Source organism: Enemella evansiae, assembly GCF_002250705.1.
GTDB lineage: Bacteria > Actinomycetota > Actinomycetes > Propionibacteriales > Propionibacteriaceae > Enemella > Enemella evansiae.
Window position 1 is genome coordinate 1 of the sequence record NZ_NMVP01000034.1, and the last position, 15,637, is coordinate 15,637.

The window sequence follows — 15,637 nt, forward strand, 5'->3', positions numbered from 1 at the left end:
CCGGCCGCTGCGGCGTACCGGGCCCGGCGGCCGGGCCCGCGGCGGGACCGCCGAGACCCTGGCGCAGCACCAGCACCGCGGCCACCAGCACCACCGCGGCCGCGAGCATCCCGGTGAGCAGCGCGGTGCGCCGCAGCCGGCGGCGTTCGGCCGGCGGCCGGGGTTGGATCGCGGGTTCTCCGGGCACGGCTCACAGGCTAGGCAGTGCCGGGGGCAGTCGCGAACCAGCCCGTGGTGGGATCGTCCGCTGCGACCGTGGTCGCCGGTTCGCCGGCACCCTCCGCCGAGGGTCCCGCATTCGGGATGATCGGTTCCGGGGTGACCCACAGGCCGCGAAGAATGGGGTCATGACGGTCCCGATGCAGCCACCCTTCCCGTTCGCGAGCTTCCCCCGGCGGCAACCGCCGCCGCCCGCGATGCGGATCGGGGACGCCGAGCGTGCCGAGGCCTGTGAGCTGTTGAACCGGCACTTCACCGCCGGCCGACTCGGCCACGACGAGTTCGAGGAGCGGTTGTCGACGGCGGTCGCAGCGCGAACCGAACCGGAACTGGATCGGCTCTTCGCCGACCTGCCGCAACTTCCCCCGCCACCACCGGCCCCGGCACCGGCGCGCCCGGTGCAGTCCCACCCGGTCCGCGATCTGTTCTTCGCGTTGACCATGCTCGGCGGCCTGCTGGCGATCCCGGTGGTGCTGCTGATGCTGCTCGGGGCGATGATGTTCAGCCCGGGGATCTTCCTCTTCTCCCTGGTCGGCGGCAGCCTGGCCGCCTTCTCCGGTGCGACGCTGACCCGGATGTGCCTGACTGACCGGGCCGAGCGGCGGTCCGCTCCGCAGCCGGGCGGGCGTCAGCCCTTGCAGCCGTAACCGGTCTGCGGCACGTTGGTGCCGGTGCAGTAGCCGTGGCCGGCGTACACGCCACCGGAGTTGACCGTCAGCTCCGAGACCGTGACCAGGGTCGCGCCCCTGTCCTGCAGATCCTTGACGATCGTCGGCGCGGCGGCGACCGTGCTGTCGTGGATGTCGTGCATCAGCACGATCGACGACGGCTTGGCCAGGCCCTGGTAGATGGCACTGTTCTCGGTCTTGGCGGTGCTCTTGGTCTGCCAGTCCATGGTGTCGACGTTCCAGTTGATGATCGCCATCCCGCCCTCGGCGATCACCTTGTCGGTGGCGTCCTTGTGCGAGCCGTAGGGCGGGCGGAACAGCAGCGGCTTGCGGCCGGTGATGGCCTCCAGCCGGTCGCTGTTGCCGAGGGTCTCCTCGCGCAGCTTGGTGCCGCTCAGCTTGGCCAGGTCCGGGTGGTTGGCGGAGTGGTTGCCGACCTCGTAGCCACTGCTGGCGACCAGCCGGACGTTGTCCGGGTAGGCCTTGATGCTCTGCCCCATCTGGAAGAAGGTGGCGGCCGCCTTCGCATCGTCGAGGGCCTGCACCACCTTCGGCGTACCGGCCGCGGGGCCGTCGTCATAGGTCAGCGCGACGCACTTCAGCACCCGGCAGTCCGGGCCGACCGCGGTGGAGGGACGCTCCCCCGGGGCGGGGGTGGCGCTGCCGCCGGGGGTCGCGGTCGCGCGCGGGGTGGCCGAGCCCGCGGGCGTGGCGCCCGGGGTCGCGGTGCCGGCGGAACCCGGGGTGGCCGAGCCCGGCGCGGCGCTCGGGTTCTTCTCGGGCGTCGCCTTCGGGGTGGCGGTGGCGGTGTAGTCGGCGGGGCGGGTGGCGGCCGCCTGGGCGTTCATCCCGTACGCCGACAGCAGTCCGGCGACCCGGTCCTTGGGCAGCACGAGTCCCTCGGGTTTCGCATCGAGGACGCCGCTGCCGAACTTCAGCACCACGTTGCCGTCCGGGTCGAACCCCATCGCCGGGCCGGTGCCCTGCGGGGCCGGGGCGTCGGCGAGTGCGGCGGAGACCTTGGCCGGATCCAGCTTCTGCTGGCCCCCCGCCTCGGTGACCGCCCTGGCGAAATCGGCCCACTTGGTCTCTTCGATCAGGATCGGGGAGGAGAAGGTCTGGGCGGTGCTCGGGTCGTACCAGAGGGTGGCCGGCCGCTCGACCTGCTGGCCGCCCTCGGTGCTGACGCTCTTCAGCACCACGCCGACCGCGTCCGGGGAGCTGGCGATCACCTTGGCCCGGATCTCGACCTGGTCGGCCTTCGCCCAGTGCGCCAGCCGCAACTGCTTCTCCCGGACCACCTCGACGGCCTGGGTCAGGTTGCGCGCCTTCGGCACCTGCGGCACCTCGGCGACCACCTGGCGGGAATCGTCGCGCAGGGTCACTGACTGCAGGGAGGACACCTTGGCGTTGTCCACCTCGACGAATCGGGCCTCCGGGGCGGCAGCCGTCGGTTGCTGGCTGCCCACTGGTTTGGCGTTCGGATCGGCCGTCTTCGGCGCCGGCGGCGTACCGCAGGAGGCGAGCAGAATCGGCACCAGGCCGCCGATGGCGATTACCCCGAAATATGAACGAACCCTAAGCACGGCGGCGAGTCTAAGCGCAGCGACGGTCAATCTTCACATCGTCACCCGCCGCCGGACACCGCACCGTATTTCACCATCAGATGAGTCATCGGCCGGTGAGAACCCGGCTCCGGTCAGCGGGCCAGGAAGGCGTTCACCTGCTCGCTGAACTCGGCGGCGTACTCGATCTGGGTCCAGTGCCCACAGCGGCCGAAGAGGTGCGCCTGGGAGTCGTCGATCCAGTCCAGCAGGGTCAGCGAGTTCGTCAGCGGGATCACCTTGTCATCGCGCCCGTGGACGATCAGCGTCGGCGCGGTGATGCCGCGGATGTCGGCCTCGGGGTGTGCCATCGCATCGACCCAGCGCTGCCGCGGGGCGGGGAACATCCGGGCGAACGCGTCCTGGGTGCGCAGGCTGGCGGTGTAGCGGGACTGCACCATGTCGTCGGTGATGAACGAGGCGTCGTGGGCGAACACCTCGCGCATCAGGCGGCCCATCGCCTCCGGCGAGGGTTCGTAGCCCCAGACCGCGTCCAGTCCGTCGGTGAGTTCGAACGGTACGCCGACGCTGCCCATCAGCACGAGTTTGTCGACCCGGTCGGGGTGGGCGATGGCCAGCGCCAGCGCCATCGACCCGCCGAAGGAGTTGCCGACCACACTGACCCGCTCGAGGTCGAGGGCGTCGAGGAAGTCGACGATCTGCCGCAACCAGGCCTCGCGGGAGAACTCCTGGCCCTCGGGGATCTCGGTGTAGCCGAAACCGGCCAGGTCAGGGGCGAGCACCCGGGAATGCTCGGCCAGCGGGTCGAGCACCAGCCGCCAGTTGGCGTAGGAACTCACCCCGGGGCCGGAACCGTGCAGCAGCAACAGCGGCGCACCGCTGCCCTGCTCGAGATAGTTGGTCCGGATCGCACCGGTCTGGACGCTCTTGCCGATCTCGGGATTCTCGCCCTGCGCGGGCTCGCCACTCTGCATGCGCCGATCGTGGCACGACGCCCGGAGCGACGACAGGGCCCGTTCCGGTGTGCGGATCGCACGGTGGAACGGGCCCTGTTGCGGGGAAGTGCTCGCCGGAGAACCGGTCAGCTCGGCCGGCCGGCCTTGTAGTGCTCCTGCGCCTCGGTGACGGTGAGCGCCCGGTCATAGATCGCGATGTCGTCCGCCCAACCGGGGAAGGACTTCAGCGAGGGCGCCGACGGCCAGCCGCTCAGATTGTCGTAGCCGACCCGCCAGTGCCCGTCATAGGACTGCACGGAGGCGGCCTCACGGCTCAGTGCGGTGCCGTCCACGATCAGCCGCATCCCGGAGGCGTCCCGGGTGGCGACGATGTGGTGCCACTGACCGTCGTCGTAACGCGACTTCGTCTCCAGCCGGTTCGGGCCGTAACCGTCGTTGCCGTAGATGATGCGTCCATCGGTGGTCAGGTAGATCGCGCGGTCATAGAGCCACGAGCTCCGCGGAGCCCGGCTCTCGCCGTAACCGATCAGCCGCCCGCCCTGGCCCTGGACGCCGGTCTTGAACCAGAGTTCGAGGGTGAAGGACTGCGGCCCGGGCCCCGGGAAACGCTTCGCGAGATCCATCCCACCGGTCGGGCGGGCCAGATAGACCGCTCCCCCACGTCCGGTGCGACCGGCACCGGTCTGCGTCGTCAGGCCCGCGTTGTCGGTGCTGGCGGAGGTGCCGCTGGTGTCCAGGGCGGGATCGGCGGTGTCACCCTCCCAGAAGACGATCGGCTTCGCGGCGCGGATCAGGTTGCCGTAGTCGACGACCGCGGCGGTGGCGAAGGCCGCCGTGGACTGCGTCTTCGCGCTGAAGGCGGCCGAGGCGGTCGGCGGCAGGGTGGCGACGGCGAGTACGCCGAGGGCGGCCAGGGTGCCGGCCAGGGCGATCGCGGCGGGGCGGCGGACCTGCTGGAGCTGCCCGGAGCCGATCGCACAGAGGACGGCGAGGGCGGCCGTGGTGGCGACCAGCGGGCCCATCGCGCCGGCCCGGAGCCAGACCAGCGGCAGACCCAGCCACGGGACCCGGATCACGCCGATACCGCGTACCTCTTCGTTGCCGATCGGGCTGGAGTCGGGCTCGGGGTTGGCGTCCCCCTGCAGGATCAGCGCACCCTCGGGGTTGCGCTCCAGCATCCGGTGCAGCCGGAGCCGGTCCGCGTGGTCGGGGTCATTGGCCAGCACGACCCGGCCGGGCTCGACGTCCGCGCCCGCCATCGGCATGCTGACCACGACGTCGCCGGCGTTGATGGCCGGGGCCATCGATCCCGTGACGACGGTGGTCGAGGTCCAGCCGAGTGCGAGCGGGGTGACCGCCCAGACAGCCATCCCGAGCACGGCGAAGAGCACCGTGCGGGCGGCCACCAGGAGGATCAGGCCCGGCCAGGTCGTGGTGTTCACAGGTTCTGCGCCTCCCAGACGAAGTCCAGCGCGGCGGTGCTGGCCTGGGTGCTGTTCGGGGCGTCGTCGGGGAAACGGTAGGTGATCATGTAGGTCCGGATCTCACCCTTGTTGCCGGTGGTGTTCCAGTCGCCGACGCCGTTGGCGTAGTTGGTCGGGCCGGCGGCGAACTTGGCCATCGGCCCGTCCACGATGGTGGTGCCGCCGGCCCCGCAGCTGGTGGCCTGGACGACCTTGATCGAGATGTACTGGTCGAGCTGGTTGGTGGCCTTGGCGTTGGCGGCGTACAGCTTGACCCGCGAGGGCGAGGTGCCGTCGGAGGTGACGGTGATGCACTTCTCGCCCTGCTGGCCGGGCCGCAGGTTCTTGACGGTGAACAGCGCGGCGCCGCGGTCGTCGTCGGTCAGCTTCACGCTGCCGGTCTCCCAGCTGTTGCCGGTGTTCTCGGTCTTGGCGCTGAAGGCGGAGTAGGAGGCCTGGGAGACGATCAGGCCGCTGACGATCAGGGCGGCGGGGATGGCGGCCCAGGGGGCGATGCGGGCGATCTTGCGGGAGGGGGTCTGCTGGCTCATGGCGGTAGCGGTTCCTTCGGGTCGGATGAGTGGAGCTGAGTCGAGGTTCGGGCCGGCTCTCCGGCCGACAACAGAAACACTAGATTCCGAATCACTCGTTTGTCAAACTACTCTATTGAAGAGTGACACGGATCACGAGTTACGCGCATGTCGAGTGAACATGTCGCCAGATCGACCTGGCCCGCAGGCACCCGGGCAACGAAAAGACCGCCCCGGCCGTATCGGCCGGGGCGGTCTGATCTGCAGGCGGGCAGGACGCTCAGGCGTCCTGACTGGCCACCATCGCGTTGGTGAGGTCGTCGACGAAGGCACTGGCAGCGAGGAGCCGCTGCGGGTCGGCATCTTTCAGTGCACCCAGGGTGGTGGCGGCGTACCGGTCGATGATCTGGGTCATCACCTCATCCCCCTGCGGGGTCAGGCTGAGCAGCACGCTGCGCCGGTCGCGCGGGTGCGGGCTGCGCAGCACCAGGCCACTCTCGGTCAACCGGTCGATCAGCGCGGTCACCGACCCGGTGCTCATCGACAGCTTCTGCGCCAGCGCCTTGGGGGTGATCCGCCGCTCGTACTCGACATAGATGAGCGCGTTCAGCTCGTGCAGCGTCATCTTGAGTTCCTTGGCGAGCTCGGCACGCATCCGCTCATTGGCCATGCTGAGCCGGCCGAGCCGGTCGATCAGCGTGAGCAGTTCGGCCGAGTGCATGGCCGCGGCCGAGATGACGGCCGGACTGAGCCCGTCGGTGGAACTGGGATTGCTGGACAACGGTGCGCTTCCTTTCGCGGTTCGGGACCCCCGAGTGCAGGTGATCCATTACTCTAACATTAAATAGCTCGCCTATCAAGATTGATGGCTGGCGAGCTAGTCCTGCATCGAGACGACTCGTGCTGACTAGCGGCCGCGCCGAGCCGCGGCGGCGGGCCCCGCGAGCGCCCGGGACACCCCGCGCGCCGCGGTGACGACCGCCGGCGTGAGCCGGCGCAGCACCGTCGACGAGGCGCGAGTGCTGACACTGAGCGCGGCGACCACGCGCTGGTTCGGGCCCCAGACCGGGGCGGCGACCGAGATCAGGCCCAGTTCCCGCTCCTCCAACTGATAGACCACCCCGGCCTCGCGCGCACGTTCCAGCGCCCGGGCGAGGCGGCCCGGATCGACGATGGTGTTCGGGGTGAAGCGCTCCAGCCCCTCGGCGACGAGCCGCTCGAAGAGCTCCGGTCCGGCATAGGCGAGCAGCACCTTCCCCACCCCGGTCGCGTGCAGGGCGAGTCGGGAGGCGACCAGGGATGCCATCGTCACCGAGTCGCGCCCGTGGATCTTCTCGACCACCAGGGCGTGGGTGCCGCTCAGCACCGCGAGCTGGACATTCTGACCGGTGGCGATGAACAGGTCCTCCAGGTAGGGCAGCGCCGCATCGCGGATGTCCCCGCGCCGGGCGGTGCGGGAGCCGATCTCCCAGAGCAGGGTGCTGGCCCGGTAGCTGCCACTGTCCTCCCTGACCAGCAGGCCACCGGCGGTGAGTTCGCGCAGCAGCCGCAGCGCGGTCGCGGCCGGCAGCCCGGTCGCTCGGCGCACCTCGGCCAGGCTGAGCGGTCCATCGGTGCGCCCGAACGCGGTGAGCACGGCGACCACCTTGTTGGTCACCGTCCGCGCCGGCTCGCGCGCATTTCCGGCCATCGCTCGACTCCCCATCCCCCGCTGCCGCGACCCCTGCCGCACCGGTTCGGGGAAGAATATTCGAAACGTGCCACTGAGTGAAACACCACCCCTACCGCGGCCGGACCCGACCGGCTCTACTTGCCCTGTTGCAGGGCGGCAACGGCTCCCAGCGCAGGTGAGCCGCGAAAGGTGGACATGAACACAGTGAGCACGGGCGACCAGCAGGAGTCCACCGCGGCGGCGGGCATCGATGCCCGCTACGCGCGTCGGGCGGCGGTCAGCAGCCTGGTCGGATCGACCATCGAGTGGTACGACTTCTTCCTCTACGGGACGGCCGCCGCGCTGGTCTTCAGCGCGGCCTTCTTCGCCCCGCTGCCCGAGTCGTGGCAGCAGTTGATGTCCTATCTCACCCTGGCCATCGGATTCGCGGCCCGGCCGATCGGCGGCATGCTGTTCGGGCACTTCGGCGACCGATTGGGCCGCAAGTCGACCCTGATCGTGTCGCTGATGCTGATGGGCGGCACCACGGTGGCGATCGGCCTGCTGCCGACACACGCCCAGATCGGCCTGTGGGCACCGATCCTGCTGGTCATCTGCCGATTGCTGCAGGGCATCGCGATCGGTGGCGAGTGGGGTGGCGCGGTCCTGCTGGCGGTCGAAGCAGCGCCCCCGGAGAAGCGCCGGTTCTATGGCTCGTTCCCGCAGATCGGCACCCCGTTGGGTCTGATCCTGGGCAACGTCGTCGTGCTGATCGTGTCGAACCTGATGTCGGACCAGGCGTTCCTGTCCTGGGGTTGGCGCCTGCCGTTCGTCGCCAGCGTGGTGCTGCTCGGCGTCGGCCTGTTCATCCGGTCGCGGGTCCCGGAGACACCCGCCTTCGTCAAGGCGCAGCAGCAGGCACCCGAGCAGGAGGAGGTGCCGCTGCTGCGGGTCCTCAAGAACTATCCCAAGCAGGTGCTGCTCGGCATCTGCGTCCTGGTCGGCCATTCGGCGACCACCTACATCGTGCTCACCTTCTCCCTCGGTTACGGCACCACCCGGCTCGGCTTCACCCGTTCCCAGGTGCTCACCGGTGTGCTCATTGTCGGGGTGCTCTGGGCGATCAGCATCCCCTTCTGGGGGCGGATGGCCGACCGCAGCGGGCTGCGCCGGCTCTTCCTGATCGGCACCATCACCCTGCTGGTCGCGATGCCGCTCTACCTGCCGCTGCTCGGTCTGCGTTCGGTCCCGGCGCTGATCGTTGCCTCGGTGCTGCTCGGGGTGATCCTGCCGATCGCACACACCGGCCAGGGCAGCATCCTCGCCGACCTGTTCCCGACCCGGGTCAGCTATTCGGGCACCTCGCTCAGCTATCAGCTCGGCGCCCTGCTCGGCGGTGGCCTGGCCCCCTTCATGGCCTCCTGGCTGATGCTGGTCACCGGCCGCGTCTGGCCGGTCACCGCCTATGTGGTGGTCCTGCTGCTGCTCACCCTGGTCACCATCCCGGCGATCGCCCGAGCCGCTGCCGCGGGACGGGAGCAGACCGATGCCGGCAACTGAGAACTCCAAGCAGACAAGGATTTCGGACAAGCAGACGATGATCGACCCAGCAACCGCACACACGCCCGGCCTGCTCGAGGGCTTCTCGGTGGAGATCACCGGAAAGGATGTCCCCGCCCTCATCGAGGCCGCGCCGCTGCTGCCCCGCGGCACGGCGGTCAACATCACCTATCTGGCCAACGAGGACGCCGCGGTCAGGCTACGGGCCGCGGAATCGGTGCTGTCGTTGGGATTCCACCCGGTCCCGCACCTGTCGGCACGCCGCATCGGATCCGCCGCGGAGCTGACCGAGACCCTGGCCGCATACCAGCAGGCCGGTGCCGTCGAGGAGGTGTTCCTGATCGGGGGCGACCCGCCGAGCCCGGAGGGCCCCTTCCCGGATGCGCTGTCGCTGATCGAGACCGGCGTACTCGAAGAGCACGGCGTGCGCAGTGTGGGCATCGCCGGATATCCGGAGGGGCACCCGAAGATCGCCGACGCCGACCTGGCGGAGGCGATGGGACTCAAGCTCGATGCGATCGCCGAACGAGGGATGGCCGCATCGATCATCACCCAGTTCGGATTCGACGCCGAACCGGTGCTGGGCTGGATCCGCGGTCTGCGGGGGCGCGGCATCGGCGCACCGGTCCGCGTCGGCGTACCGGGCCCGGCCGGCATCAAACGGCTGCTCGGCTACGCCCGCCGCTTCGGCGTCGCCTCCTCGGCCGGGATCGCGCAGAAATACGGACTGTCGCTGACCAGCCTGATCGGCACCGCCGGTCCGGAGAAGTTCCTGCATGCACTCGACGACGGACTCGAGCCGGACATCCACGGCCAGGTGCTGTTGCACTTCTACACCTTCGGCGGGGTGCCGGCCACCGCCAGATGGATCGACGACCACTCGGAGGAGTTCTGATGACCAGGATGAAGGAAGCCCGCGCTGCGGCGATGGGTCTGCCGCCCGATCATGCCTCGTTGATCGTGCACGGCCCGGACCGGCCGGGCATCGTCGCGGCGGTGACCAGCGAGCTGACCGGGCTCGGCGCCAACATCGTGTCGCTGGCCCAGCACACCGACGACCCGGAGGGCGGAAATTTCTTCCAGCGAGTGGTTTTCGAGCTTCCCGGGTTGACCGCGAGGATGCCGGAACTCCGCGACACGATGGAGAAGACCGTCGGCACCGGGCTCGGCCTGCAATGGCGGGTACGCGACCTGTCGGTCCCGCTGCGGGTGGGCATCCTGGCCTCGAAGTCCGACCACTGCCTGCTGGATCTGCTGTGGCGGCAGCGTCGCGGCGAACTGCCGATCCTGGTGCCTATGGTGATCTCCAACCACCAGGATGTCGCCGAGGACGTCCGGTTCCTCGGCATTCCCTTCTTCCACGTGCCCAGCGCCGGGGAGGACCGCGAGGGCCCGGAACGGGAGATGCTCAAGCTGCTGGTCGGCAACGTCGACTTCGTCGTGCTGGCTCGATACATGCGCGTGCTGTCACGGACCTTCCTCGAGGAGGTGGGGGTCCCGGTGATCAACATCCATCACTCGTTCCTGCCGGCCTTCATCGGCGCCGGGCCCTATCGGAAGGCGAAGGAGCGCGGGTCAAACTGATCGGCGCCACCGCGCACTACGTTGACCGAGGACCTGGACGAGGGGCCGATCATCGAACAGGACGTCGTCCGGGTCTCCCACCGGGAAACCGTCGACGAACTGACCCGTCGGGGTGCCGATGTCGAACGACAGGTCCTGTCCCGTGCGGTGCTCTGGCACTGCCAGGACCGCGTGATCCGCAACGGCAACCGCACCGTGGTGCTCTGACCTGATCGCGCCCGCGCACCGTTTCAACCCAAGCGAAACCCAACTGACCGACACCGGCGATGGCGCAAGCTCCCGCCGGACACAGAGAGGAACCACCACAGTGACCACACCTACCGGCGACGGATCCCTGCAGCAGCTGATGGACGAGGTCGGCGACCTCCCCACGCTGGTCGACTACTTCTACAACGACACCCAGTCCCCGCACTTCAGCCGGGCCGGGGTGACCAGGACCGGTGCGTTCATCCCACCGGCGTACACCAACTGGCGCGATGAGCAGCGCGCCTGGAACGAGACGGCGGTGCTGTTCCACCAGTCGCACCACATGCCCGAGCTCTTCCTCGAGGGCCCGGACGCGTTCCGGTTGCTGGAGCGACTGGGCGTCAACTCGCTGGCGAACTTCACCACTGATCGGGCCAAGCAGTACGTGGCCTGTGCACCCAGCGGCCGGGTCATCGGCGACTGCGTCGCCTACCGGCTCGGTGAGGAGAAGTTCGAGCTGGTGTCGGGGATGCCGCTGCTCAACTGGGTGCACTACAACGCCGAGACCGGTGACTACGACGTCACGGTGACCCGCGACAACCACAGCACCGCCAACCCCACCGGTCGCCGGGTCAACTTCCGCTTCCAGCTCGACGGCCCCAATGCCGGGGACATCTTCGCCGACGCCGTCGAGGGCGAGGCGCCCGAGATCGGTTTCTTCCGGACCGCGAAGGTGAAGATCGCCGGTGTCGAGGTGCTCGTGCTGCGGCACGGCATGGCCGGGAACAAGGGCGTCGAGCTCTCCGGCCCCTACGAGCACCACGACACCGTGCGTGCGGCGCTGATCGAAGCCGGCCGCAAGCACGGGCTGGTACCGGCGGGGACCCAGGCGTACTTCAGCACCCCGATGCAGAGCGGCTGGATGGCGTACCCGGTGCCGGCGATCTTCGACGACGAGTCGCTGCGCGGCTACCGGGAGTGGCTGCCCGCGAACACCTGGGAGGCCAGCACCAACCTCGGTGGCAGCTTCGTCTCCTCCGACATCACCGACTACTACGCGACGCCCTACGACCTCGGTTACGAGCGGTTGGTGAAGTTCGACCACGACTTCATCGGTCGTGAGGCGCTGGAGGCGCTGGATCCGGCCGACCGGCGCAAGCGGATGACGCTGGTGTGGAACCACGAGGACGTCGACAAGGTCTTCGACTCCCAGCTCGGCGAGGGTCCCCGCTTCAAGTCGCTGGACTTCCCGATCACCTACTACGCGTGGAACCAGTTCGACAGCGTGACCACTCCCGACGGGAAGCCCGCCGGCGTCTCCTGCCATGCCGGCTACCTGAACCCCGAGGGCGAGGCGCTCTCGATCGCCATGCTGGATCAGGCGTACGCCGAGCCCGGGACCGAGCTGGTGATCACCTGGGGCGAACCGAACGGTGGTTCGCGCAAGCCGCAGGTCGAGCAGCACGAGCAGACCCAGGTGCGCGCCACCGTGGCACCCGCCCCCTACTCGAAGCTCACCCAGCAGCTGCAGCGCTCCGCCGTCGGCGGTTCGCGCTGACCCCGCCCTCCGCTGGCTGAGCGAGGGAGGAACCCCACGTTCATCGAGTAGCTGCCCCGGCGCCGCGAAGCGGAGCCGGGGCAGCGTGTCGAGATGAACCTCCCCCGCAAACCCTGCGTACATGCAGATCCCGACAACGACGAGAGCCCGCCAGGACCTGGTTTCCCAGATCCTGGCGGGCTCTGCCGTCGGCGGTCGTTCAGTTGACGGTCGGCTGCTTCGGCTCGGCCGACGGCACCGCGGGCTCGCCCTCGGCGGAATCGTCGATGGCCTCCAGGTCGACCTTGTCCCGGCCCCGCGGTGAGGCGACGATCATGGCCAGCAGACAGATCGCGAGTACGCCGACCCAGAGTCCGCTGAGCGCGGCCACCCCGCCGGCAGCGATCACCGCGGTGGCGATCGCCGGGGAGAACCCGGCGCCGAGCGTCGAGCCACCCTGGTAGGTCAGCGAGGCACCGGTGAACCGCACCTTGGTCGGGAACAGTTCCGACAGGTAACCGGCCAGCGGCCCGAACATCAATCCCTGCATGAACTGGGACAGCATGATGGCCACCCCGAAACCGGTGGCGGTACCCGATTCGACCAGCAGCAGCACCGGGTACGCGGCCACCGCCATGCCGACCATGCCGATGCCCATGATCAGCTTGCGGCCGAAGCGATCGGAGAGGATCGCCGCGACGAAACAGACGACCAGCAGCATCACCGCGGAGGTGGCCTTCAGGTTGAGCACGTGGGTCTGGTTGGCACCCGCGTCGACACTGCGGGAGACGGCCCAGACGGCCATCAGACCCGACACGGTGAACTGGGCGGTGGCGACGAGGATGCCGACGATCACCATCTTCGGGTGCTGGGTGAGCACCTGGGCGATCGGCAGGCGCCGTTCCTCGGCCTTCTTCGAGGCGGCGACGAAGATCGGGCTCTCCGAGACCGAGGCGCGTACCCACAATCCGACGATGACCAGCACGAAGCTCAGCAGGAAGGGAACCCGCCAACCCCAGGCGAGGAACTGTTCCCGCGGCAGCATCGTGAACAATGAGGTGACCAGGGTCGCCAGCAGCGCACCGGCCGGGGCGCCGGAGCTCGCGAAGGTCGCGGCCAGGCCACGACGTCCGCCCGGTGCGTGTTCCAGCGCGAGGGTGGCCGCGCCGCCCCACTCGCCGCCGACGGCGATCCCCTGCAGGATTCGCAGCAGCAGAAGGAGAACGGGCGCCGCAGCACCGATCTGGGCGACCCCGGGCAGCAGGCCGATGCCGACGGTTCCGGCACCCATCATCAGCATGGACAGCACGAGCATCTTCTTGCGTCCAAGGCGATCCCCGAAGTGGCCGAAGATGACCCCACCGAGCGGCCGGGCAAGATAGCCGGTGGCCAGGGTGGCGAAGGCGCTGAAGGTGGCAAGGGTCGGCGACAGGCCGGCGAAGTAGACCGACTTGAAGACGAGCGCGGCCGCGATCGAGAACAGTGAGAAGTCATAGAACTCGATGACGCTGCCGAGGAAGGCCGAGGACAGGATCCTGCGCATCTGTGGTGTGTTGAGACTGGCTTGTGCCGGTGCCTGCGACTCTGAAGACATACGGCGTCCTTTCGGTAGGTGTGCGCTCAGTCGCGCTCGATGGAAATGAGTTGGAGATCGTCCGGGACCAGGACGGTGCCGGGAAACGTTTCCTTGGCGGCGAGCCAGACACTGGGGTCGGCGTCCGCCGGGGCGATGTGGTGCAGCGCCAACCGGGCGACCCCGGCCCGGGCCGCGATCTCACCGGCCTCGACCGGCGTGGTGTGGGCGGTCCGGTGGTGCCGCATCACCGCGGCCAACCGGTGCGGGGCCTGGCGGCGGTAGGTGGCCTCGATCGTGTCGAGATCGATCGCCTCGTGCAGCAGCAGGTCCGCGCCGCGGGCCAGGCGTACCAGGTTGTCACTCGGTGCGGTGTCCCCGGAGACCACCACCGACCCGGCATCGGCATCGATCCGGTACGCCAGGGCGGGTGCGATCGGCTGATGGCGGACCAGGGTGGCGGTGATGCGTACCCGATCGTCCTCGTGGACGAGGAACGGGTCCATCTCCGGGTGCGGGTTGTCGTTGGGGTGGAAGCCGGCCGCCGCGGGCAGCTCGATGTCCACACCGGTGAACAGTTCCTGCGGATCGCCCCGCAGGCTGTCGCGCATCCGGTCGGTGACGTCGGTGCCGTAGGACTCGATCAGGCCCGCGATCAGCGCCGCCGTCCCGGGGGTCGGATTATTGGGGTACGGCAGCACGGGCTCGCTGCTCGCCGCGGGGCTCAGGGCCGGCAGCACACCGCGGTCACCGGGACCGTAGACCGGTACCGGTCCCTCGGCACGCGGTCGCATCGCGGCATGACCGAAGAGCATCAGCCCGGGCAGGTCGACGACGTGATCGGAATGCAGGTGGGTGATCAGCACCGCGCGCAGCGCGTCGAGCCGAAGGCCGGCGCGGTGCAGCTGCCCCGCGGCACCGTAGCCACAGTCGATGAGGTAGGCCGCGTCACCGACCGTGACGGCGGTCGCGATGCCGCTCCGCGGCCGCTGCCCCCACCACCGTGGCCCGCCGGCGGTTCCGAGGGTGATCACCTCGACCGGATCCGATGCTGCCATCGCCCCCACCTCTTTCCAGACGGCCGACACCGGCTGCTCCGGCGTCGAGTGGGAACATTCGAGCATGATCGTTACCCACTGAAAATCACCGAAAATGGGTGAACTACCTAAGATGAACTGATGAAGGAGCCAACCCTGCGCCAGCTCCGTTTCCTGCTGGCGGTCGCCGATCACGGGTCGGTGCAGGCAGCGGCGAAGGCGCTGCACATGTCCCCGACCGGTGTCTCGGTCGGGCTGGACGAGCTGGATCACATCATCGGCGTGCAGCTCACGGTCCGACGGCGATCCAAGGGGGCCGCGCTGACCCCGGCCGGGCGCGAGGTGGTGCGGCGGGCGCGGGCCATCCAGGATGCCGTCGCCGAACTGGGCGTCGCGGCCCAGCAGATCCGCGGCACCCTCACCGGTGTCGTGCGGGTCGGTTGCTTCCCCACCCAGTCACCGGCGCTGGTCCCCGAACTGCTGGAACGGCTGCAACACACCCACCCCGGACTGGAGGTCGACCTGGTCGAGGATTCGGCGGATCGGCTGCAGGACCAGGTGCGCGCCGGGGAGCTGGATCTTGCCCTGATGCTGGAGAACCAGGCCGATCGCGATCTGGAGGTGATGCCGATCATGCCGACCCACACCCAGGTGCAGATCTCGCCGCGGCATCGGCTCGGGATGCGGCGGAGGCTGCGGTTGGCCGAGCTGGCCGAGGAACCGCTGGTCCTGCTCAATGTCGAACCGAACGCGAAGCTGACCCTGGCCTCGTTCACCGATCGTGGGCTGACCCCGAAGGTGCTGACCCGCACGGCCAGTCACGAGACGATCCGTTCGCTCGTCGGTCGCCGACTCGGCTACACCCTGATCATGGGCGTCATCCAGCGACGGACCAGCATCGAGGGACTGCCGCTGGCCTACATCCCGCTGGCCGACGACCTCCCCGCGAACGCGGTGGTCGCGGTGCGGCGCCCGGGCGGCCCGACCAGCGCCCGGGTCACTGCCGCGATGCGGGTCGTGCGGGCCATCGGGCTGGCCGCCGGAAACGGCAGGCCGTCGCCGGCCAGTGATCTGCTGCCGGGGTGAACACCGTGCCGGGCGCATCGGG

Annotated in this window: 14 protein-coding genes and 1 pseudogene; 6 read left to right on the plus strand and 9 right to left on the minus strand. The window is 69.3% G+C overall.

The window, feature by feature from the left end; translation table 11 throughout:
- A partial coding sequence (locus BI335_RS15490; RefSeq protein WP_229119632.1) for a hypothetical protein occupies positions 1-187 on the minus strand: 187 nt, incomplete at its 3' end.
- Positions 188-347: 160 nt separating this feature from the next.
- Between BI335_RS15490 and BI335_RS15495 the strand changes: the two genes are divergently transcribed.
- Positions 348-866: a DUF1707 SHOCT-like domain-containing protein gene (locus BI335_RS15495; RefSeq protein ID WP_094432003.1), complete on the plus strand. Its 519-nt coding sequence runs from the start codon at positions 348-350 to the stop codon at positions 864-866.
- Here the strand turns inward: BI335_RS15495 and BI335_RS15500 are convergent.
- From BI335_RS15500 to BI335_RS15525, 6 genes are all read right to left on the minus strand, one after another.
- Positions 848-2,473, minus strand: coding sequence for a polysaccharide deacetylase family protein (locus tag BI335_RS15500; protein WP_144009131.1), 1,626 nt, complete (start codon positions 2,471-2,473; stop codon positions 848-850). The genes BI335_RS15495 and BI335_RS15500 overlap by 19 nt on opposite strands.
- A 113-nt stretch (positions 2,474-2,586) precedes the next feature.
- Positions 2,587-3,426 (minus strand): alpha/beta fold hydrolase, encoded by an 840-nt coding sequence (locus BI335_RS15505; RefSeq protein WP_094432007.1) that lies wholly within the window; start codon positions 3,424-3,426, stop codon positions 2,587-2,589.
- 107 nt (positions 3,427-3,533) lie between these two features.
- A complete protein-coding gene (locus BI335_RS22315; RefSeq protein ID WP_094432009.1) occupies positions 3,534-4,850 on the minus strand; it encodes a LamG-like jellyroll fold domain-containing protein in 1,317 nt (438 codons plus the stop codon).
- Positions 4,847-5,422 (minus strand): hypothetical protein, encoded by a 576-nt coding sequence (locus BI335_RS15515; RefSeq protein WP_094432011.1) that lies wholly within the window; start codon positions 5,420-5,422, stop codon positions 4,847-4,849. The genes BI335_RS22315 and BI335_RS15515 overlap by 4 nt, the downstream gene beginning before the upstream one ends.
- Positions 5,423-5,681: 259 nt before the next feature.
- A complete protein-coding gene (locus BI335_RS15520) occupies positions 5,682-6,182 on the minus strand; it encodes a MarR family winged helix-turn-helix transcriptional regulator (protein WP_094360235.1) in 501 nt (166 codons plus the stop codon).
- Positions 6,183-6,308: 126 nt separating this feature from the next.
- Complete coding sequence (locus tag BI335_RS15525; RefSeq protein WP_094432013.1) at positions 6,309-7,091, minus strand: IclR family transcriptional regulator; 783 nt, start codon at positions 7,089-7,091, stop codon at positions 6,309-6,311.
- A 177-nt stretch (positions 7,092-7,268) separates the two neighbouring features.
- On the opposite strand from BI335_RS15525, the gene BI335_RS15530 reads away from it, so the two are divergent.
- From BI335_RS15530 to BI335_RS15545, 4 genes and pseudogenes are all read left to right on the plus strand, one after another.
- Positions 7,269-8,612, plus strand: coding sequence for an MFS transporter (locus BI335_RS15530; protein WP_094432015.1), 1,344 nt, complete (start codon positions 7,269-7,271; stop codon positions 8,610-8,612).
- A complete protein-coding gene (locus tag BI335_RS15535) occupies positions 8,599-9,507 on the plus strand; it encodes a methylenetetrahydrofolate reductase (protein ID WP_229119633.1) in 909 nt (302 codons plus the stop codon). Before BI335_RS15530 ends, BI335_RS15535 begins: the two co-directional genes overlap by 14 nt.
- A gap of 32 nt (positions 9,508-9,539) precedes the next feature.
- Positions 9,540-10,403 (plus strand): annotated as a pseudogene (gene purU, locus BI335_RS15540) (formyltetrahydrofolate deformylase).
- Positions 10,404-10,503: 100 nt separating this feature from the next.
- Positions 10,504-11,940 (plus strand): hypothetical protein, encoded by a 1,437-nt coding sequence (locus BI335_RS15545; RefSeq protein ID WP_229118943.1) that lies wholly within the window; start codon positions 10,504-10,506, stop codon positions 11,938-11,940.
- Between the two features lie 199 nt (positions 11,941-12,139).
- On the opposite strand, the gene BI335_RS15550 is transcribed toward BI335_RS15545, so the two are convergent.
- A complete protein-coding gene (locus BI335_RS15550; protein WP_208109055.1) occupies positions 12,140-13,462 on the minus strand; it encodes an MFS transporter in 1,323 nt (440 codons plus the stop codon).
- 77 nt (positions 13,463-13,539) lie between these two features.
- The gene (locus BI335_RS15555) at positions 13,540-14,550 is read right to left on the minus strand and encodes an MBL fold metallo-hydrolase (protein ID WP_094432369.1); all 1,011 of its coding nucleotides are present in this window, start codon (positions 14,548-14,550) and stop codon (positions 13,540-13,542) included.
- A gap of 120 nt (positions 14,551-14,670) precedes the next feature.
- On the opposite strand from BI335_RS15555, the gene BI335_RS15560 reads away from it, so the two are divergent.
- The gene (locus tag BI335_RS15560) at positions 14,671-15,615 is read left to right on the plus strand and encodes a LysR family transcriptional regulator (RefSeq protein ID WP_094360225.1); all 945 of its coding nucleotides are present in this window, start codon (positions 14,671-14,673) and stop codon (positions 15,613-15,615) included.
- Positions 15,616-15,637 lie beyond the last annotated feature (22 nt).